This window comes from Novosphingobium sp. 550D, from assembly GCF_057401885.1.
Map to the genome: position 1 here is coordinate 3,042,780 of NZ_CM171613.1, position 21,328 is coordinate 3,064,107.

General features: G+C 62.0%; 14 protein-coding genes and 1 riboswitch. Of the genes, 8 read left to right on the forward strand and 6 right to left on the reverse strand.

Annotated features, from left to right (window positions below; all coding sequences use genetic code 11):
• Positions 1 to 90: 90 nt before the first annotated feature.
• From uvrA to AC2S2E_RS14470, 6 genes are all read right to left on the reverse strand, one after another.
• Positions 91 to 3,000, reverse strand: coding sequence for an excinuclease ABC subunit UvrA (gene uvrA / locus AC2S2E_RS14445; protein WP_486522828.1), 2,910 nt, complete (start codon positions 2,998 to 3,000; stop codon positions 91 to 93).
• A 72-nt stretch (positions 3,001 to 3,072) separates the two neighbouring features.
• Positions 3,073 to 4,368 carry a DUF3857 domain-containing protein gene (locus AC2S2E_RS14450; protein WP_486522829.1) on the reverse strand — a complete coding sequence of 432 codons (1,296 nt, stop codon included), beginning with the start codon at positions 4,366 to 4,368 and terminating at the stop codon, positions 3,073 to 3,075.
• A 79-nt stretch (positions 4,369 to 4,447) separates the two neighbouring features.
• Positions 4,448 to 5,203 (reverse strand): ABC transporter ATP-binding protein, encoded by a 756-nt coding sequence (locus AC2S2E_RS14455; protein ID WP_486524616.1) that lies wholly within the window; start codon positions 5,201 to 5,203, stop codon positions 4,448 to 4,450.
• Positions 5,200 to 6,177, reverse strand: a complete 978-nt coding sequence (locus AC2S2E_RS14460; RefSeq protein ID WP_486522830.1) for a FecCD family ABC transporter permease — start codon at positions 6,175 to 6,177, stop codon at positions 5,200 to 5,202. The genes AC2S2E_RS14455 and AC2S2E_RS14460 overlap by 4 nt, the downstream gene beginning before the upstream one ends.
• Positions 6,174 to 7,013 (reverse strand): ABC transporter substrate-binding protein, encoded by an 840-nt coding sequence (locus AC2S2E_RS14465; RefSeq protein ID WP_486522831.1) that lies wholly within the window; start codon positions 7,011 to 7,013, stop codon positions 6,174 to 6,176. Before AC2S2E_RS14465 ends, AC2S2E_RS14460 begins: the two co-directional genes overlap by 4 nt.
• A gap of 2 nt (positions 7,014 to 7,015) precedes the next feature.
• Positions 7,016 to 8,863 (reverse strand): TonB-dependent receptor plug domain-containing protein, encoded by a 1,848-nt coding sequence (locus AC2S2E_RS14470; protein ID WP_486522832.1) that lies wholly within the window; start codon positions 8,861 to 8,863, stop codon positions 7,016 to 7,018.
• Between the two features lie 114 nt (positions 8,864 to 8,977).
• Positions 8,978 to 9,192, reverse strand: a riboswitch (cobalamin riboswitch).
• Between the two features lie 222 nt (positions 9,193 to 9,414).
• Here AC2S2E_RS14470 and AC2S2E_RS14475 point away from each other — a divergent pair.
• The 8 genes from AC2S2E_RS14475 to lpdA all read left to right on the forward strand — a co-directional run bounded on the left by AC2S2E_RS14475 (position 9,415) and on the right by lpdA (position 21,263).
• Positions 9,415 to 10,665, forward strand: coding sequence for a cell wall hydrolase (locus AC2S2E_RS14475; protein WP_486522833.1), 1,251 nt, complete (start codon positions 9,415 to 9,417; stop codon positions 10,663 to 10,665).
• Between the two features lie 204 nt (positions 10,666 to 10,869).
• Positions 10,870 to 11,205 (forward strand): hypothetical protein, encoded by a 336-nt coding sequence (locus AC2S2E_RS14480; protein ID WP_476103195.1) that lies wholly within the window; start codon positions 10,870 to 10,872, stop codon positions 11,203 to 11,205.
• A 151-nt stretch (positions 11,206 to 11,356) separates the two neighbouring features.
• On the forward strand, positions 11,357 to 13,321 hold the full coding sequence (locus AC2S2E_RS14485) for a putative bifunctional diguanylate cyclase/phosphodiesterase (protein ID WP_486522834.1): 1,965 nt from the start codon (positions 11,357 to 11,359) through the stop codon (positions 13,319 to 13,321).
• Between the two features lie 304 nt (positions 13,322 to 13,625).
• Positions 13,626 to 14,588, forward strand: a complete 963-nt coding sequence (gene mdh, locus AC2S2E_RS14490; RefSeq protein ID WP_486522835.1) for a malate dehydrogenase — start codon at positions 13,626 to 13,628, stop codon at positions 14,586 to 14,588.
• Between the two features lie 76 nt (positions 14,589 to 14,664).
• Positions 14,665 to 15,555, forward strand: a complete 891-nt coding sequence (gene sucD / locus AC2S2E_RS14495; RefSeq protein ID WP_476103188.1) for a succinate--CoA ligase subunit alpha — start codon at positions 14,665 to 14,667, stop codon at positions 15,553 to 15,555.
• Between the two features lie 171 nt (positions 15,556 to 15,726).
• Positions 15,727 to 18,579, forward strand: coding sequence for a 2-oxoglutarate dehydrogenase E1 component (locus AC2S2E_RS14500; RefSeq protein WP_476103185.1), 2,853 nt, complete (start codon positions 15,727 to 15,729; stop codon positions 18,577 to 18,579).
• 40 nt (positions 18,580 to 18,619) lie between these two features.
• A complete protein-coding gene (gene odhB / locus AC2S2E_RS14505) occupies positions 18,620 to 19,843 on the forward strand; it encodes a 2-oxoglutarate dehydrogenase complex dihydrolipoyllysine-residue succinyltransferase (protein ID WP_486522836.1) in 1,224 nt (407 codons plus the stop codon).
• 19 nt (positions 19,844 to 19,862) lie between these two features.
• Positions 19,863 to 21,263, forward strand: a complete 1,401-nt coding sequence (gene lpdA, locus AC2S2E_RS14510; protein ID WP_486522837.1) for a dihydrolipoyl dehydrogenase — start codon at positions 19,863 to 19,865, stop codon at positions 21,261 to 21,263.
• Positions 21,264 to 21,328 lie beyond the last annotated feature (65 nt).

Sequence of the window (21,328 nt, forward strand, 5' to 3'; positions counted from 1 at the left end):
CTCTAAAGCCCCCTCCAATTCAAAGCCCAATTTTCAGGATCGCAAAGGGCCGAGGCCCTTTGCCCGCCGGAGGCCAACTCCTCCTTCCCCCTACTTCAACAAGGGCTTCAAATACCCCCCGGTAAAGCTGGCCGGATTAGCCGCCACCTGCTCCGGCGTGCCCTCGGCCACGACCATGCCGCCGCGCACGCCGCCCTCCGGCCCCATGTCGATGATCCAGTCGGCGGTCTTGATAACATCGAGATTATGCTCGATCACCACCACCGAATTGCCTTGGTCTACCAGCCGGTGCAGCACTTCGAGCAGTTTGCGCACGTCCTCGAAATGCAGGCCCGTGGTGGGTTCGTCCAGCACATAGAGCGTCTTGCCGGTAGAGCGGCGCGCCAGTTCCTTGGCCAGTTTGACGCGCTGCGCTTCACCGCCCGACAGGGTCGTGGCCTGCTGGCCGACCTTGACATAGCCAAGCCCAACCTCGTTGAGCATATGCATCCGGTCGCGGATCGGCGGCACATTAGCAAAGAAACTCTCGGCATCCTCAATGGTCATATCCAGCACATCGGCGATGGAATGCCCCTTGAATTTCACCTCCAAAGTCTCACGATTATAGCGTTTTCCGCCACATTCCTCGCAGGTCACATAGACATCAGGCAAGAAGTGCATCTCGATCTTGATCAGCCCATCGCCCTGACAGGCCTCGCACCGGCCGCCCTTGACGTTGAACGAAAACCGCCCCGCCTTATACCCCCGCGCCTGCGCCTCAGGCAGGCCCGCAAACCAGTCACGGATTTGCCCAAAGGCCCCGGTATAGGTCGCAGGATTGGACCGCGGCGTGCGACCGATAGGTGACTGATCGATCTCAATCACCTTGTCGCAATGCTCAAGGCCCACGATCCGGTCATGCGCCCCGGCAATCACCCGCGCCCCGTTCAGCACACGGCTCGCCCCGGCCTGCAACGTGTCCAGCGTCAGCGTCGATTTACCAGACCCAGAAACCCCAGTCACACAGCAAAACGTCCCCAAGGGAAAACGCGCCGTCACGCCCTTCAGGTTATTCGCCCGCGCATTTTCAACGACAATGGCCTTGCCATTGCCCGCACGTCGCTCCGCAGGCACCTCGATCCGCCGCTCTCCGGTCAGATACTGGCCCGTGATGCTGTCGGGATTGGCCAGAATATCCTCCAGCGTCCCCTCGGCCACGATGCTGCCGCCATGAACGCCCGCGCCCGGCCCCAGATCGACGATGTAATCTGCCGTACGGATCGCATCCTCGTCATGCTCAACCACTATCACGGTATTACCCAAATCGCGCAGACGTTTCAGCGTCTCGAGCAAGCGGTCATTATCGCGCTGGTGCAAACCAATCGAGGGTTCATCCAGCACATAAAGCACGCCCGACAGGCCCGACCCGATCTGGCTTGCCAACCTGATCCGCTGACTTTCCCCGCCGGAAAGCGTGCCGCTGGTCCGGTCCAAATTCAAATAATCCAGACCCACATTGTTCAGGAAACCAAGCCTTTCGTTGATTTCCTTCAGGATCGCCTTGGCAATCTGGCGCTGCTGATCGGTCAGCTTTTCATCCAGCGTCGAAAACCACGCCAGCGCATCGGCCACCGAAAGTCGTGTCGCGCTGGAAATATCGCTCTGCGCCACTTTGACGCACAGCGCCTCTGGCTTCAACCTTTTGCCCTCGCACACTTCGCAAGGCTGAGACGTCTGGAACTTGCCCAGTTCCTCCTTCATCCACGCGCTCTCGGTCTGCAACATCCGGCGGTTAAGATTGCCGATCACACCCTCAAACGGCTTGGTGACCGTATAGGCCTTCTTGCCGTCGATAAAGGTCAGCGGCACCTGCGTCTTGCCCGTGCCATACAGCACGACAATCTTCACCTCGGTCGGGAGATCGGCCCAGGGCGTTTCCAGACTGAACCCGTAATGCCCGCCCAGCGAGGCCAGCACCTGCATGTAATAGGGCGAAGGCGGGTTCGATTTGGCCCATGGCACCACCGCCCCTTCCTTGATGCTCAGCGCCTCATTCGGCACGACCAATTGCGGATCGAACAGCAATTTTTCGCCCAGACCGTCACAGGCCGGGCATGCCCCCTGCGGCGCGTTGAACGAAAACAGGCGCGGTTCAACCGCCTCCAGCGTAAAGCCGGAAACCGGGCAGGCGAATTTTTCGGAAAACACGATGCGGTTGGCGGGCACCCCGGCCCCCTTCAACTGCGCGCCCTTCTTCTTCGAACCCTGCGCAACTTCACCCTCGCGCCCCGGCACCACGCCATCGGCCAGGTCAACAAAAGCCAGCCCATCGGCCAGTTTCAACGCCTGTTCAAACGAATCCGCCAAACGCGATTCAATGCCCGGCTTCACCGCGATACGGTCGACGACGACCTCAATGTCATGCTTCAACTTCTTGTCGAGCGCCGGCACATCCTCGATCGCCATCAATTCGCCATCGACGCGCAGACGGGTATAGCCCGCCTTCTGCCACTCGGCGATTTCCTTGCGATATTCGCCCTTGCGCCCGCGCACCGCCGGGGCCAGCAGATAGGCGCGCGTCCCCTCGGGCAAGGCCATCACCCGGTCCACCATTTGCGACACGGTCTGCGCGGCAATCGGCAATCCCGTGGCGGGCGAATAAGGCACCCCCACCCGCGCCCAGAGCAGGCGCATATAATCGTAAATCTCGGTCACCGTCGCCACGGTTGAACGTGGATTGCGGCTGGTGGTCTTCTGCTCGATGGAGATGGCAGGCGACAGCCCGTCAATATGCTCGACATCGGGCTTTTGCATCATTTCAAGGAATTGGCGCGCATAGGCCGACAGGCTCTCGACATAGCGCCGCTGCCCCTCGGCATAGATCGTGTCGAAGGCCAAGGACGATTTCCCCGAACCCGACAGGCCGGTGATGACGATCAGACTGTCCCTCGGCAGAGAGATGTCGATGCCTTTGAGGTTATGCTCGCGCGCGCCGCGCACCGTGATATGGGTCAGACTCATAGGGATGCGGTGTTCCAGATTTGTTCGCGGGATGCAAGATACAATCCCCGCTAGGCAAAGCCGGAGCGCCGATCAAGTTCCCTTACGGACGCGTGTCTCGGCTCTGGCGCTGCGCGCGCTGCCCACCGCCTCCAACCCCGCGCCGATCCGCAACGGCAAGGCCCAGCCGTATCGCGGCACCGGCATCGCGGCCAAATCAATCGCGCCATCCTTGGCCGCCATCTCCGCCGTCGGGTCCAACCAATAAATCCGACCGGCCAGTTGCGCCCGCACGATCACATGATCAAACCCGGTCACACTGGGCAAACGGCGGTCCATCGCCTCGCCCTCCTGCGTGGACACCAGCGCCGCCTCGGCCTTGATGCCCAATCCATCCAGCAGGCCCAGCAACAGCGCCGTCTTGCCCTTGCAATCGGCAAAGCCGCGCAGCCACACCTGATCGGCGGGCATGGGCTTCAGATTACCCTGCCCCAAACCGACATAGAGATAGCGCACATCGCGCCGCGCAATCGTCAAGGCCATCGCCGCCTGTGCCATGGGGTCGCTGGTGGCGGCGCGAATATCGGCGATCTGGCCGCGCAGGGGGGAATCCGGCCCCACGCGCCGCGCCGCATCGAACAAAGGCGTCATCACCCCCGCCACATCGGCCCATTGCGCAAAATCGGACAGTTCCAGAACCCGCGCCGCCTTGCTCTCGGCCAAAGCGTCGGTGATCATCGCCACCTTGCCCGGTGCGCGCTGCAAGGCTGCGGGCAAATTGCTGGCCAAAACGCCCATCGGACGCGCATCATCCCACCGCGCGGCCAGCGCAAGGCGATCGATCACCCCAAAACTGCCCGCGTCCAGCGACACTTCATGATGGCCGCCCAGCAAGGGCTCCGTCCGGTCGATGGTCCATGCGATCTCGACCACATCGCCCACCGCCATGCCCGCAATCGGCAAGCCGAGCGAGCGTTGCCCATCCACCCGCAATCCCCCCAGATTGCTGCCTTTATGCGCCAGCACCTCTTGAACCGAGGGCAGCAGGTCATTGCTGCGATTGCCCCGCGTCAGGCGAAAGGTGTGGATGGTCAAACGGTCGGTTTCCGGTCGCCATTGCACCGACAGGCGCGCCATGCCCTGAATGCCTTCGGGCTGATCGATGCGCAGGACGCGGCGTTGGTAAAAGCTGGTCGTGCCGCCATGGAACCACACCTGTTGATCCTGCATCACCATATGCAGGGGGGCTGCCCCTGCTGGCTGTACCGAGGAGGGCATGGCGACGGGCACCACCCACGCGGGCGCAACATCGGCATGCGGCAATTCATCCGCCGATGCGGGCGTGGCCAGCAAAGCCGTCAGCGCGAGAAAAGGCAATCCCTTGATCATGGCACACAGACAAACCCATTCGCCGCGCCAAGTCCACTCGGTTAACCCGCCTTTTGCGCCGCCGTTCCCATTTGGCACATCACAGCGCGAGCGCCCATGCCCCCGCCTGGCCCAGCCAGCGCGCCTTGACGTCCCAGACCTGTTCAATGATTTCAACGCGCAACGCGTCTTGCGGCGGACCATCGGCCACGATGCGCCCCTTATCCATCACCACCACCCGATCCGCATGGTTCATCGCCATGGCCAGATCATGCAGCACAAGACAGACCCCGACGCCCCGCGCCGCCTGTTCGCGCAAACCCGTCAACAAGCGCAAGGCATGGCCCAGATCGAGACTGGCCAAAGGTTCGTCCGCCAAAATCCAGCGCGGCTCTCCGGCCAGAACCCGCGCCAGCAAGGCCCGCGCCCTTTCGCCCCCCGACAGGCGCGACATCGGGCGAGAGGCCAGATGATCCAGATCCATCGTCGCCAAAGCCCGCGTCACCGCATCGCGATCTTCATCCACCGTTCCATGCGCCCGGTGCATGGGGGCTGCCTGCCAAGGCAAACGACCCAGTTCCACCAGCGTCTGCACCGTCACATCCCACGCCGCCTCACCCCCTTGCGGCAAATAACCGAGCAGTCGCGCCCGTTCACGCGGCGGCATGTCGGGCAAATCGCGCCCATCCAATGTCACACGCCCGGCAACCGACAGAACGCAGGCCATGGCCGACAGCAGGCTGGATTTGCCCGCGCCATTGGGGCCGCATATCGCCGTCACCTGTCCCGCGGCCAAATCCAGCGACACATCCGCCAACCGCCCGGCCAGAGAGAGATTTTGCGCGCCCAGCATCATAGCCATCCCCCGTCCCGCATCCGCCAAAGCAGCGCCATAAAGAAAGGCGCGCCCAGCAAAGACAGCGCAATCCCTAACCGCAATTCCCCCCCCGCCAAGGGCAAGATTCGACAAACACTGTCGCCCACCAAAAGCAGCAAAGCCCCGCCCAGCGCCGACGGCACGATCAGCGAGGATGGCCGCCGGTCGGTAAATGGGCGCAACAAATGCGGCACGACAAGGCCCACAAAACCGATGATCCCGGCCACCGCCACGCTGCCACCCACCGTGCAGCCTACGCCAAGGATCAGCAGAGCCTGCAACCGGCGCGGATCGACGCCCAGCGATCGCGCCGCCGCCTCGCCCAATGTCAGCGCATCAAGCGAACGGCCCGCCAACATAAAGGCCGCGATGCCGACAACCATCAAAGGCGCCGCCACCCAAACATCATTCCACGACCGATCCGCCAGCGCCCCCATCAGCCATGTCACAATTTCCGACAGGGCAAAGGGCGATGGCGACAGGCTGATGGCAAGGCTCATCAACGCACCCGACAGGCTGGCGATCATCATGCCCGCCAGAGTAAAGAGCGCCACGCCGCCCTGCCTCCGTCCCGCGATCAGGCCCAGCAAACCCATCGCCCCGCCCGCCCCGATCAAGGCAAACAACGGCAAGGCCCAAGGCCCCATCATCAGCCCAAAAGACCCCAACCAGATGCTGAGCACCGCACCAAGCGCCGCACTGGGCGCAATGCCGAACAGGCCCGGATCGGCCAAAGGATTGCGCAAATAGGCCTGCATCGCCGCCCCGGCCGCGCCAAGCCCGCTGCCCACCAGCACCGCCAAAAGGCTGCGCGGCAGGCGCAATTGCATCAGGATCAGCCCCGCGCCCGGCAAATCGGCATGGAACGGATCAATCCACACCCGCCCGGCCAGCAGGCTGGCCCCGAAGGCAAGGGCCAGGGCCGAGATCAGCGTCCCATTCAACCGCGTCACTTCATCGCCCCCTTGCGGATTTGCGCCAGTCGTTGCGCGGCGCGGATGATGGTCGGGCCGCCGCAATATTCAAGGCTGGCGTCGAAATCGAAACGCTGCATCCCCGGCAATTGCGCCAGAACAGGATGGCGCACCACGCGCCGCCCTTCGCGCCCGCCATCGGCATCGCCATGCCCCACGATCAAAAGCACGCGCGGCGGGTCCGCCACCATTTGCTCCAAAGGCAGATATTGCGATTGGCCCATGCCCCGTATCGCGGCAAAGGGGGTGAATCCGGTGCGGCGCAAAAGGTCCGACACCAATGTCTCGCGCCCCACGACCAATCCCCCGCCATGCCAGATCAGCGCGGGCAAAGGCTTGAAACCATCGGGGGCCGAGGCATCGCGCAAAGATTGCTCGATCCGCGCGATCATGGCCTCCCCCCTTTCGGGATGGCCCAAGAGGGCGGCCATGCGGCGGATTTGCGCCTCGCTGTCCTCGACATTGGCGGCCATGGAAAATTCTTCGAGCCGCAGCCCCATCCTTGCATAGGCGGCGCGGGTGGCGGGCGGCGTGAAATTGCCCGACACGATCATGGATGGCCTTGCCGCCACCACCTCCTCCAACGCCCCGCGGGTCGAAGGATAGCGCGCCGCCGCCGCCACATCCATCGAGCTTTGCAAAGGATCGCGGCTATAGGAGGACAGCGCGCCGATCTGATCCCTGTCTGCCAGTTCGACCAGCAGGACATCGGTACAGGGATTAAGGCTGATAATGCGCGAGGGCTGACCCCCGGTCCCGGCCGGAGCGCAGGCGCCCAGTGCCAGACCCGAAAGAAGGGCCAGCCCCCGCATCATGATTACAGCTTTGCCCGGATGCCCGCCGATGCGGTGCGGCCATAGGAATTGTAATCCTTGACCACGGCATAGCGTTCATTGGTCAGGTTTTCGATGCGGCCAAAGATTTCCGCATGATCGCCCACCGGCATGCTGGCGCGCAGGCCGAACAGGGCATAGCCGGCAAGGCGGTTGCTGTTGGCGGCATTGTCAAAGCTGGACGATACGACGCGAATGTCACCGCCCACGGCCAGACCGGCCAGAGGCGTTTTCCAATCCGCCGACCATGTGACCATGTGGCGCGGACGACGGGCCAGATCCTTGCCATAGGCCGTGCTGCCTGCGGTCTGGTTCGTGCTCTTCACGAAAGTATAGGCCGCGCGCAATTGCAACGCATCGACCGGGCGCAGGCCCGTTTCGAACTCCAGCCCTTGCGCGCGGGTGCGGCCAAGGTTGGCATAGGTCGAGGTCGAAAGATCATAGTCGATCTGATTGTTGATATTGCGGTGGAACCACGTGACGGCGCCATACAGCTTGCCATTGCGGTCGCCCTTTTCCAGCCCGATGTCATAGGATTTGCTGGTTTCGGCCTTGAGCGTCGTGTTGCCCGAATAGGGATCGAACAACTGATACAGGGTCGGGGCGCGGAACCCTTCGCCATAGGAAGCGCGCAGGCGCACGTCCGAGATCAAATTGTACGTCCCGTTCGCGCCAAAACTGGTGTGAGTGCCAAAGGTCGAATGGCTGTCCACGCGCAGGCCGCCCGACAGGCTCAGCCCAAACGCACGCCAGCCCAGTAGGCCATAGCCGCTGGCGATATTGGCATCATTCACCGCGCCCGGCGTGAAATAATACGAACGCGCGTGGTTCCACATCGCCTCGCCGCCCAGATCGGCGGAAAAGAAATAGGGCAGATCGACATGCGCCGCGCCATCGATGCGCGTGCTGCGGCCCAGATAGGAACTGTATTCGCTGCTCTGAACCGTGGGGTCGATATAACCACGACGCAGCGAGGACTGGCTGATGCCCAGACGCGCCGTATACTTGTCCGCCGCATATTCCAGACCGACGCGGCCCGACACCTGCTCGCTCGACTGCTTTTCGCCGCGGTTCACATAACCCAGCGTCCAGTCATAGGAATCGATCCCCACCTTGCCGTCGGCATAACGCGCCGTGGCGACAAGGTTCAGCCCCTGCGCCAGACGCAGGCGGGCGCGGGTCGACAGGCGGGTCTGGCGGAAACCGTTGGAAAGCGTGTCGGTGACGCGGGTGGGAATGCCGTCAGTGCTGAAATAACCGCCATTGACGGTGATTGCATAGGCGTCCTTGGCAATGCCCAGCGTGGCGCCCGCGTCAAACGTGTTGTTCGTGCCGCCATCGAGGCTGAGTTCCACACCGTTCAATTCGCGACTGGTGATGGCGATAACGCCGCCGATGGCGTTGCTGCCCCACACCACGCTGTTTGATCCGCGCAGCAATTCGATGCGACCGATGCCGCCCGAGGTCAGGCTGGCAAAATCATAGCCGCCCGAAGGGGCCGCCGTATCTTCAACCTTGACGCCGTCAATCATCACCAGCGTCTGTTCGGAATTGGCGCCGCGCACGAACAGGCTGGTCGTCGCGCCCATGCCGCCCGCACGGGCAATCGACACGCCCGGCAGGCGCGAGAAAATGCGGGTCAGGTCCGGCCCCTGAATGGATTGAATTTCGGACAGGTCGACGACGCTGACCGACTGGCCCGTTTCATTGACCGGCTGGCTCTGGCCGGTGGCAAGAACGGTGATCGCATCACCATCATCGGCGGCCAGCGCAGGCGTGGACAAGGCAAGCGCCACCAACGACGATGCCACGGCGAAATTACGGATATTCATAGCTCTTCCCCTCACGAAGGCAGATGCCGTTCGTGGCGGGAGAGGCCGTCCCACGCACCCCTTGCGCATGGAAAACAGACGGCATCGCGCTGCATCCGGTCCTCCCCGCCCGGCGCTGAACGACAACCAACGGCAGGTCTCCTGGCTATCCGGGGTCAACGCGCATCTGCCGCCTTCCCAGGCCATTTGGCCCAGTGGCATGTGACAGTACGCTCGCCCGGAAACAGTTGCGGGGGCAGCTTTGCCTCACTTGCCGCGCGGGCGCGACAGGCATGCAAATTCCCTTTTCAGCCGATCTTGCGAAAGGCACCGTTGGCGTTGGCCGCCGCCCTAGCCCCGCATGGCCCCATACGCAAGGGCCGACAAAAGTGGGCATGCGGAAGAGGAAGGGAAGTTTAAATTAACCCTGATCGGCGGCTCGAAATTAAGGCGTTAAGGATTAGTGGGCCCAACAGTGCCGCAATGAGACGGCAGGAAATCGGCTGATGCAAGCCGGGCCAATGTATGTTTTGCCATGCTGACCCGCCCCTGCAACAGGCCGAGATGTCAGGATGAACAAGTTTCGTGTCGCTCTTGCGCCCAATGCCAGCCAGTCCATGCCCGCCTATGATATGCGGACGTCCGATGATGCTGCGCGGCTGCGCCGGGGCGGCGGGATGAAGATCAACGCCATCCGCAATCCGGCGATGCGCCGCGCCGCGATGCAGCGCGTTCTGGCCGTGGTCTGCGCAATGTTGGCTATGCTGGCGGTTCAGGCCTATCGCGGACAAGGCACCGGCGCGATGGCCTTGGCCGCAACCACCACACATGAAGAAGCAGACCCTGTCGATGGACAGGCCAGCCTGGCCCCCATGCCCTTTGAACAACCAGGCGACAGTTGGCCGGGTGCCGCCTATTACTATGTCAGCCGCGAAGCCGAGCCACAGGCCCCGACGACCGGCTGGCGATCGGCGCTGGCGACGATTGCGCCGGGACTGCATTGGGATGGCGACAATGCGGCGCAGGGCGAGGATGAAGCGCCCCTGCCCGGTTCCGGCCCTGCGGCGCGGGCGCTGTCGGGTCTGGCCAATGCGGTGGATCGGGAACGCGCGCTGTCATGCCTGACGGCGGCGATCTATTACGAAGCCGCCAGCGAACCCGATGACGGACAGCGCGCCGTGGCGCAGGTCGTGCTGAACCGCATGGCCCACCCCGCCTATCCCAAATCGGTGTGCGGCGTGGTGTTTCAGGGTTCCGAGCGCGCCACCGGGTGTCAGTTCACCTTTACCTGTGACGGCGCATTGATGCGCAAACCCAGCCGCTATTTCTGGAGCCGTGCCGAAACCGTCGCACGGGCGGCCCTTGGCGGCTATGTCTATGCCCCGGTTGGCCTTGCCACGCATTACCACACTTTTGCCGTCCACCCCTATTGGGCCGACAGCCTGAACTTTGTCGGCCAGATCGGCGCGCACCGTTTTTACCGGATGCATGGTCCGGCAGGCGATTCCGGCGCATTCCGTTTTGTTCACGCGATGAGCGAACCCTTGCCCGTGCCTCATCAGCGCGTCGCCATTGCAAATCGCGAATTGGTCGATGATCCCATCGCCATCGAGCGGGCCTATGCCGCCAAAATGGGCCAGACATTGAACCCCGCACCGCGTGCAGCGGCAATTGCCGCGCCTGCTCTTGCCGCACCACAATATACCGCCGAGGCGTTACGCCATGGCGGCGAAACGGCCTATCGTGCCAATAACTTGCCCGGCAGCGATAATGTGCGCCCTGAATATCAAAATAGCGGCCGCTGGATCAGCGACCCTCAGTAAACCACAAGATATCGCCAAAACCCCGCCCCGACGCGCCCTTGCAAAAGCGGCGCGTCGGGGCGTTTTAACGTTCATCGATCCATGATGCGGGTAAATTCGGTTAACCGATCACAAGCATTTGATAACCAAGGCGACATACGAAGGCTTAGGCCGAATGTGGCATTACGATCCAACGTATTAGAGAAAATCGAGGAATTTTTGAGCATGTCGATCCGATTTGCAGCGGCAGGAACTGGCGAATGCGGCGCGGTTGCGCGCGTGCTGCGCCGCCCCCGTCTGCGTGCTCCCGCCAATGATCATGACAATCCGGTCGAAAACGACGTTCTGCTCAATTCCGCATTGCAACACTTTGCCCGCCACGGCCTTGGCGCGGCCGAACGCGCGCGCGACATTGCGCTGCGCGCCTTCTTTGACGGCAACCGCGAACAATATCGCCACTGGCTGGGCGTGTGCCGCAAACTGGACCGCCAGATGGCAAGCCGGTTGTCCGTTGTGCATCGCGCCGCTGTCGAACCTGTAGAGCAGTCCGGGCCGGAGTAGGCCCGGATCTTGAGGGCATTATTGGGGCGCAATTTTTTGTATAAATGCGACAAAAATTGCACGAAACATTCGGCCGTTAACCATTCCGTGACGTGTCCTCCCTAATCTGCCCTCAACCAACGGGAGTTGTGCGATCCGTCCTTTATTCGACATGATGCGGGTTTTGTTCAAAACCAACGCTGCTGATGACCGGGCAAGAGCGATTCTGATCAAGACGCTCTACACACAGCCCGCATCGCTGGCGTTGGGGGCGATCTGCGGCATTTTGTCGAGCGCGGCGGCAGCCTATGACGCGCAAAACCACAGTATTACGGTTGCCGCATGGGCGCTTTCCATCATCGCGGTTGCCCGCGTAGCCAGCGCAACGCTGTTGCCAAAGTGGTTTTCGCATAAGCCGCGCCTGCTTGAAATCATTTATGAAATTGGCGCTTTTTCCTATTCCAGCGCCGCAGGAATGATCGCAGCACTTACCTTTACCGCTGATGTTCCGGGGCCGGTGCAAACGCTGCTGGTGGCTAACGCCACGGGTTATGGCGCGGGGATTGCCGCGCGCAACGCCGGACGCCCCTTTATCGCCATCGGGCAATTGTCGCTGGCCATCCTGCCGATGATCATCGCTGCAGGCATGGAGGCTGAACTCTCCAGCCTGCTGCTGGCCTTCAACCTGCTCCTGTTCTTGCCCGCGATGATGTCGATCACGCTGAACGTGTTTCGCATGCTGCGCGATTCGATTGCCAGCGCCGAAACCAGCCAGCGTCTTGCCGAAAAGATGCAGCATCTGGCGCGCACCGATATTGTGACAGGCCTGTTGAACCGCGCGGGCCTCAATCACCATCTGGTCGAACGCCTTGTCGCGATCCCTGAAGGCAATAAGCTGGCGATCCTGTGGCTCGACCTCGACCGGTTCAAGGAAATCAACGATACGCTGGGCCATCAGGTCGGCGACCGCTGCCTGGTCGAAGTGGCCGCCCGCCTACGCCGCAGCGCGCCGGTTGGCGCGGGCATCGGCCGCTTTGGCGGCGACGAATTCATCATAGCCTTTGAGGCCGAACAGGATACCGATGTTAAGGCGATTGCCGACACGATCCTGACCGACATCCTGCGCCCGTTGCGGATTGACGATGACCGGCTGGAAATCGGCTGCTCCATCGGGATTGCCATCCTGCCCGAACATGGCACCGATCTGGAGGCCGTGCTTCAGGGCGCGGACCTTGCGCTGAACCACGCCAAGCTGAATGGCCGCAAACAGATTGTCAGCTTCAACCCATCGATGACCCGCGACCTTATCCGCCGCAAGGAAATCGAGGCGGAGTTGCGTCTGGCGCTGCAACGCGACGAATTGTCGGTGCATTTTCAGCCGCTGGTCGATCTGGAAACCGGGCGCATTCGTGCATTCGAAGCGCTGGTCCGCTGGTTCCATCCGGAAAAGGGCGAATTGCGTCCCGACGAATTCATCCCCGTGGCCGAGGAAAGCGGCGCCATCATCACGCTGGGCAACTGGATCACGGCCAAGGCCGCGCGGGTTGCCGCCGAATGGCCCGATGATGTGACGCTGGCGGTCAACCTTTCCCCGCTCCAGATCCGCGCGCCGGGCGCTGCCCTTGGCATCCTGAACGCGCTGCGTGAGGCAAAGCTGCCGCCGCACCGGCTGGAATTGGAAATCACCGAAACCACGTTGCTGGATCACAGCCCCAATACCTCGGCGTTCATCAATGAACTGGCCGGGGCGGGCGTGCGTTTTGCGCTGGATGATTTCGGGACCGGCTATTCGTCCCTCGGCTATCTTGATCGCTACCCCTTCAAAAAGATCAAGATTGACCGCAGCTTCATCTCAGGCCTGAGCGCGGGAACGACCAGCCATGCGATCATCTGCGCCGTGGCGGCCATGGGCAAGACGCTGGGCATGGAAATTGTGGCCGAGGGTCTGGAGACTCTGGAACAGGTACAGGCCGTGCGCGACACCGGCTGTACACTGGGCCAGGGGTGGTATTTCAGCCGGGCCGTGCCCGACTATCTGGCCGCCATGCTGTTGGCACAGGAAGCCCGCCGGGTTGGCAAAACACAGCTTACCGCCGACTCACTTGGCGGCTCAAACGACGACCGCAAGCGCGCCTAAGCGCCGCCCATTGGGCAATTGGTTTCGTATGCTGCACCAATAAGGAACCGCAGGCGCCAAAAAAAATCCATATAGGATATTAGCGCAAGGCCTTATGCTACTGCGAATTACTCGCACAAACTCTTTCGTCTTATATGCTTTTCACACCTTGCAATGCGGCAAAGACAGGAATAGGGCCACCCCCAATTCGGTTTAGGGCCACTTGCGCGCTTGCGGGACTGCGTATGATGGTCGGTGAAACACTCGCTATCCTGCGGCCATGTCCGGTCAAGGGGAAGCCCCGCAAGTACGGAAGGATTGCTTCATGGCTCGCAAGAAGATTGCCCTGATCGGCGCCGGCAACATCGGCGGCACGCTCGCTCATCTGGCAGCGCAGAAGGAACTGGGCGACATCGTCCTGTTCGACGTTGTCGAGGGCGTTCCTCAGGGCAAGGCTCTTGACCTGTCGCAGTGCGGCCCGGTCGAAGGCTTTGACGCCAAGATCACTGGTACGAATGATTATGCCGATCTGGCCGGCGCCGACGTGGTGATCGTCACCGCGGGCGTTCCGCGCAAGCCCGGCATGAGCCGTGACGACCTGCTCGGCATCAACCTGAAGGTGATGAAGGCTGTCGGCGAAGGCATCAAGAACAACTGCCCCGACGCTTTCGTGATCTGCATCACCAACCCGCTCGACGCGATGGTTTGGGCTCTGCGCGAATTCTCGGGCCTGCCCGCGAACAAGGTTGTCGGCATGGCCGGCGTTCTGGACTCGGCTCGTTTCACCACGTTCCTGGCCTGGGAATTTGGCGTTTCGGTGCGCGACGTGAACACCTTCGTTCTGGGCGGCCACGGCGACACGATGGTGCCGGTGGTTCAGTACTCGACCGTCAACGGCATCCCCCTTCCCGACCTGATCAAGATGGGCCTGTCGACGCAGGAAAAGATCGACGCCATCGTCGCCCGCACCCGTTCGGGCGGCGGCGAAATCGTCGGCCTGCTCAAGACCGGTTCGGCCTTCTATGCTCCGGCCGCCTCGGCCATTGCCATGGCTGAAGCCTACCTCAACGACCAGAAGCGCATCCTGCCTTCGGCCGCCTATGTGAACGGCGAATATGGCGTGAACGACCTGTATGTGGGCGTCCCTGTCATGATCGGCGCCGGCGGCGTTGAAAAGGTCATCGAGATCGAACTGGACGAAGAAGCTCAGGCCAACCTCAACGTTTCGGTTGAAGCGGTGAAGGAACTGCTGGTGGCTTGTAAGGGTATCGATCCCTCGCTGGCCTGATCCAAATAGCTGCGGCCCCGGTAAAATGCCGGGGCCGCAATTATAAGAAGACCTCCTCCCCTTCTCGGAGAATTCCATGTCGATCCTGATTGACAAAAATACCAAGGTCATCACGCAAGGGATGACCGGCAAGACCGGCACTTTCCACACGCAGCAGGCTTTGGCCTATGGCACGCAGATGGTTGGCGGCGTCACCCCCGGCAAGGGCGGTACGATCCACGCTGAAACCAACCTGCCCATCTGGAACACCGTGGCCGAAGCCAAGGAAGTTTCGGGCGCGACCGCGTCGGTCATCTATGTTCCGCCGCCATTCGCCGCTGACTCGATCCTCGAAGCCATCGACGCTGAAATCGAGCTGATCGTTGCGATCACCGAAGGCATCCCCGTCACCGACATGATCCGCGTCAAGCGCGCCCTGTCGGGTTCGAAGTCGCGCCTGATCGGTCCGAACTGCCCCGGCGTTCTGACGCCGAACCAGTGCAAGATCGGCATCATGCCCGGTTCGATCTTCAAGGAAGGCTCGGTCGGCGTGGTTTCGCGTTCCGGCACGCTGACCTATGAAGCCGTGTTCCAGACCAGCGCTATCGGCCTTGGCCAGACGACCGCTGTCGGCATTGGCGGCGACCCGGTCAATGGCACGAACTTCATCGACGTACTCGAACTCTTCCTGGCCGACGAAGCCACCAAGTCGATCATCATGATCGGCGAAATCGGCGGCAGCGCGGAAGAAGAAGCCGCACAGTTCCTGAAGGACGAAGCCAAGCGCGGTCGCAAGAAGCCGATGGCTGGCTTTATTGCCGGTCGTACGGCTCCTCCGGGCCGCCGCATGGGCCACGCCGGTGCGATCGTCTCGGGCGGCCAGGGCGGCGCCGAAGACAAGATCGCGGCGATGGAAGAAGCCGGTATCAAGGTTTCGGCCAGCCCCAGCCTGCTCGGCGAAACGCTCGCCGAAGCGCTGAAGGGCTGAATTTAAGTTCAATACCGGGCGTGTGCATCCATCCAGGGTTAAGCACGCCCGGTATTAGAAGACTGCAATGTGCCGGCCAATCCTCCCCAGGGCCAAAGGCTCTTTCGGAACCAGCCGCCACAATAACCCCCACCGGTGTTTGAACGCATTGGTGCGAAAATAGGTGAAGCCATGGGTAGCGAAAGCCAAGATTTTCTTTCCGACCCAGCACAGGACGGGCCGCAGCCCGGACCGAGCTGGCAGCGACGCAACTGGCCGCAGGTAGGCGGCGCAGCAGAGGACGAGCTGACCCGCGCGCTCGACCCCACTACGCTGAGGGAAGGGATCAAGGCCGCGGCGAAAAAGGCCGGCACGCCGGTCAGCGAAGCCGCCATCGAAGAAGCCGCCAGCGATACGCTGCGCGCGATCATGCTGATCCGCACCTATCGCGTGCGTGGCCATCTGGCCGCCGACCTCGATCCGCTTGGTCTGCACCATTCTGATCTGCCCGCCGATATGACGCCGGAATATTACGGCTTCACGGGCGCCGGGCTTGACCGCAAGGTTTTCCTTGGCGGCAACATGGGTCTGCAATGGGCCACGGTGCGTGAACTTGTCGCCATCCTGCGCGCAAACTATTGCGGCAAGGTTGGCCTTGAATACATGCACATCACCGATGTCGAAGAACGCCGCTTCCTGCAGGACCGCATGGAAGGCGCCGACAAGCACATCGAATTTTCCGCCGAGGGTAAGAAGGCCATTCTGGGCGCCGTGGTTCGCGGCGAGCAGTGGGAAAAGTTCTGCGGCAAGAAGTATGTCGGCACCAAGCGCTTTGGCCTTGATGGCGGCGAATCGATGATCCCTGCCCTTGAAGCCGTCATCAAGTATGGTGGCCAGCAGGGCGTGAAGGAAATCGTTTATGGCATGGCCCACCGTGGTCGCCTGAACGTCTTGGCCAACGTGATGGCCAAGCCTTACAAGGTGATCTTCCACGAATTTTCGGGCGGCACCGCCAATCCCGAAGACGTGGGCGGCTCTGGCGACGTCAAGTACCACCTTGGCACCAGCACCGACCGCGATTTCGACGGGATCAAGGTTCACATGAGCCTGATGCCGAACCCTTCGCACCTTGAAACGGTGGACCCCATCGTTCTGGGCAAGGTTCGCGCCTATCAGCAGATCCGCGACGACATCGGCACCGACATCGGGCCGGGCGCCAAGCACAAGCAGGTGCTGCCGGTTCTGATCCACGGTGACGCCGCGTTTGCGGGTCAGGGCATCGTGTGGGAATGCTTCGGCCTGTCGGGCGTGAAGGGTTACAACACCGGCGGCTGCATCCACTTCATCATCAACAACCAGATCGGCTTTACGACCAGCCCGCAGTTCTCGCGCGGCTCGCCGTATCCCTCGGACGTTGCCAAGGGCATTCAGTGCCCCGTGCTGCACGTCAATGGCGATGATCCGGAAGCGGTGACCTTCGCGTGCAAGCTGGCGATCGATTATCGCCAGACCTTTGGCCGCGACATCGTGATCGACATGTGGTGCTATCGCCGCTTTGGTCACAATGAAGGCGACGAGCCCGGTTTCACCCAGCCGCTGATGTATCAGAAGATCCGCGCGCACAAGCCCGTGTCGGAACTCTATGCTGAACGTCTGCAGCGCGAAGGCGTGATCCCGGCCGGTTTCCTTGGTGAACAGGTTGCGGCCTTTAACGCCCATCTGGAAGAACACTTCGACGCCGCCAAGACCTATAAGGCCAATCAGGCCGACTGGTTCGGCGGCCGCTGGAGCGGTTTCAACCAGCCGATGGACCCCGAAAGCGCCCGCCGCAACGTGCCCACCGGCATCGAACAAAAGCTGTTCGACAGCCTTGGCCGCACGCTGACCACGGTTCCGGGCGATCTGACGATCCACAAGACGCTGGGCCGCGTTCTGGACGCCAAGCGCGAAATGTTCAGCACGGGCGAAGGCTTTGACTGGGCGACCGCCGAAGCGCTGGCCTTTGGCTCGCTGCTTTCGGAAGGCTATTCGGTCCGCCTGTCGGGTCAGGATTGCGGTCGCGGCACGTTCAGCCACCGTCACGCCGTCTGGGTCGATCAGACCAATGAGAGCAAGTATGTTCCGCTGACCACGGTGCCGCATGGCTTCTTTGAAGTCTATGACAGCCCGCTCTCGGAATATGGCGTGCTGGGTTACGAATATGGCTATGCCAGCGCCGATCCCAAGACGCTTGTCCTGTGGGAAGGCCAGTTCGGCGACTTCGCCAATGGCGCCCAGATCGTGATCGACCAGTATATCGCTTCGTCGGAATCGAAGTGGCTGCGCGCCAATGGTCTCGTGATGCTTCTGCCCCATGGCTATGAAGGTCAGGGTCCGGAACACTCGTCGGCCCGTCTGGAACGTTATCTTCAGCTTTGCGCCGAAGACAACATGCAGGTGTGCAACATCACCAGCCCGGCAAATTACTTCCACGTTCTGCGCCGTCAGATGCATCGCAGCTTCCGCAAGCCGCTGATCATCATGAGCCCGAAGAGCCTGCTGCGTCACCCGATGGCCAAATCCAAGGCCGAGGAATTCGTGGGCGAAGGGCACTTCATGCGCATCCTGTCGGACATCAACGGTGCCGCCGACAAGGATACCCGCCGCGTGATCCTGTGTTCGGGCAAGGTGGCCTATGATCTGTTCGAGTCGCGTGACAAGAACGAGATCAAGGATACGCAGATCATCCGTATCGAGCAGATCTATCCCTTCCCCGGCGAACCGCTTGCGGCACGTCTGGCCAAGATGCCCAATCTGGAAGAAGTGATCTGGTGTCAGGAAGAACCCAAGAACAATGGTTCCTGGTTCTTTGTCGAACCGCTGATCGAGGAAACGCTGGCCAACGCCAAGGCCAAGGTTTCGCGCGCTCGTTATGCGGGACGTCAGGCATCGGCCTCGCCCGCAACGGGCAGCGCAAAGCGTCACACTCTTGAACAGGGCGCCTTGGTGGCCGATGCGCTGGGTCTTTCGGCCCGCAGCGAAATCCGCCGTCAGCAAAAGGGTTAAGCCCTCGCTCTCCTGCCAATTTCTTTAGGATAAGCAAGTCATGTCCACGGAAGTCAAAGTCCCCACTCTGGGTGAATCGGTGAGCGAGGCCACGATCGGCCAGTGGCTCAAGCAGCCGGGCGAAACGGTCGCTCTGGACGAACCCATTGCAAGCCTGGAAACCGACAAGGTTGCCATCGAAGTCAACGCGCCCGTAGCCGGCGTGCTCAGCCAGCAGCTTGCCGCCGTTGGCGACACGGTAACGGTCAGCGCGATCATCGCCGTGATCGAGGAAGGCGCGGCTGGCGCTGCTCCCAAGGCGGCGGCTCCGGCAGCTGCCGCCCCTGCCCCTGTGGCGGCGGCGCCGGTGGCGGCTCCGGCTGTTGCTGGTGACGCGACCGACCCGGCGGTTCTGAGCCCGGCGGTGCGCCGCGCGGTTCTGGAATACGGCATCGATCCGGCCACCATCAAGGGCACCGGCAAGGATGGCCGCATCACCAAGGAAGACGTGGTGGCAGCGGCTCAGTCGAAGGCCGCCAGCGGCGCGCCGACGGTTCCGGCCGCGGTTGCTGCGCCCGCCAACGAGCGTCGCGAAGAGCGCGTCAAGATGACCCGCCTGCGCCAGACGATCGCCAAGCGTCTGAAGAGCGCGCAGGAAAATGCCGCTCTGCTCACCACCTTCAACGACGTTGACATGTCGGCGGTGATGGAAGCGCGCAACCGCTTCAAGGACAGCTTTGAAAAGAAGCATGGCGTGAAGCTGGGCTTCATGTCCTTCTTCGCCAAGGCTTCGGTGCTGGCTCTGAAAGACATCCCCGCCGTCAACGCCCAGATCCAGGGCGATGAGATCGTCTATCACGACTATGTCGATATTTCGGTCGCCGTTTCGGCCCCGAATGGTCTGGTCGTGCCGGTGGTGCGCGATGTCGACAAGATGTCCTTCGCCGGCATCGAAAAGGCGATTGCCGACTATGGCAAGAAGGCCAAAGAAGGCTCGCTGACCATGGCCGACATGACGGGCGGCACGTTCACCATCTCGAATGGCGGCGTGTTCGGCGGTCTGATGTCGACCCCGATCATCAACCCTCCCCAGTCGGCTGTGCTCGGCCTGCACCGTATCGAGGACCGCCCGGTGGTCCGCAATGGTCAGATCGTGATCCGCCCGATGATGTATATCGCGCTGTCCTATGACCACCGCATCATCGACGGTCGCGAAGCCGTGACGGCCTTGAAGACCATCAAGGAAGCGATCGAGGATCCCACGCGTCTGCTGATCGACCTTTGATCGGATAGGGGACAGAACAATGGCTGAATACAATTACGACGTCCTCGTCATCGGTGCAGGCCCCGGCGGTTATGTGGCCGCCATCCGTGCGGCGCAGCTTGGGTTGAAGACCGCCTGCGCCGAGGGCCGCGCAACGCTGGGCGGAACCTGCCTCAACGTGGGCTGCATTCCCTCCAAGGCTCTGCTGCATGGCAGCGAGCTGTTCGAGGAAGCCGCGCATGGCACGCTGGCCAAGTTTGGCGTGAAGACCGGCCCGGTCGAGCTGGACCTGCCCGTGCTTCAGGGTGAAAAGTCGACGGCGGTCAAGGAACTGACCGGCGGCATCGAGTTCCTCTTCAAGAAGAACAAGGTCGACTGGAAGAAGGGCTACGCCACGTTCAAGGACGCCCACACGGTTGAGGTCGCGGGCGAAACCGTCACGGCCAAGCATATCGTGATCGCCACCGGCTCGTCGGTGACGCCGCTGCCCACCGTGCCGGTGGACAATGACGCGGGCATCATCGTGGACTCGACCGGCGCTCTGGCGCTGGACCGCGTTCCCAATCACCTCGTCGTCATCGGCGGCGGCGTGATCGGTCTGGAACTTGGCTCGGTGTGGCGCCGTCTGGGCGCCAAGGTCACCGTGGTCGAATTCCTTGACCAGCTGCTGCCCGGCATGGACGGCGAAGTGCGCAAGGAAGCGGCCAAGATCTTCAAGAAGCAGGGCATGGAGCTCAAGCTTTCGACGAAGGTCACCGGCGCGACCGTTGAAGGCGGCAAGGCCACCCTCACCATCGAACCGGCGGCGGGCGGCGAAGCCTCGACGATCGAGGCCGATTGCGTGCTGGTGGCCATTGGTCGCCGTCCCAATGTCGATGGTCTGGGTCTGGAAAACATCGGTCTGTCGCTGAACGCGCGTGGCCAGATCGAAACCGACCATGATTTCCGCACCGCCGTTGACGGCGTGTGGGCCGTTGGCGACGTGATCCCCGGCCCGATGTTGGCGCACAAGGCTGAGGACGAAGGCATTGCGGTGGCGGAAAACATTGCTGGTCTGACCGGCATTGTGAACCATGACGTGATCCCGGGCGTGGTTTACACGATGCCGGAATTCGCGGGCGTGGGCCTGACCGAGGAAGCCGCCAAGGAACGCGGCCCCATCAAGGTCGGCAAATTCCCCATGATGGCCAACAGCCGCGCCAAGACCAACCGCGAGCCGGATGGCTTCGTCAAGGTCATTGCGGATGCCAACACCGACCGCGTTCTGGGCGTATGGTGCATTGCCAGCGTGGCGGGCACCATGATTGCGCAGGCAGCCCAAGCCATGGAATTTGGCGCCAAGAGCGAAGACATCGCCTATACCTGCCACGCTCACCCGACCCATTCGGAAGCGATCAAGGAAGCCGCGATGGCTGTGAAGGCCAAGCCGATCCACATGTGATCGGCCTGCCATGGGCAAATAAAAAGGGGCGGGAAGGCATCACGCTTTCCCGCCTATTTTTTGTT